We start from the raw sequence: 278 nt of genomic DNA, 5'->3' as shown, positions 1-278 counted from the left end.
TTGTAGGGGTAGCCTTGTTTCAGTTCAGAATTTGGTGCATTCAAGTTGCCGACAAAGCCCAATGTCGGAATCGGTGTGTCGAGATATTGTCTACTCGTCCAAACTTGCTTTTTATCTGCATCACTTAACGGTTGTAGGCTTTTGAATAGCCAATCCTGCCGGCTGCTCATAAAGACAATATTGTGAGGGTCGCTGGCCACGAACACGCTGTCAGGTTGTTGCCAGTTATCTTCAATTTTACTCAAATCCATTTTTACGACCACGATGCCCAACACGCC

At 45.7% G+C, this 278-nt stretch carries 1 pseudogene; it reads right to left on the bottom strand.

The window, feature by feature from the left end:
- Positions 1-278: pseudogene (locus R7Q47_RS23735) on the bottom strand (sensor histidine kinase); the annotation flags it as partial.

The sequence above is a fragment of the Vibrio sp. Vb0349 genome (genome assembly GCF_033338975.1).
The sequence above is the reverse complement of the archived record's forward strand: the minus strand, read 5'-3'. Positions and strand labels throughout refer to the sequence as shown.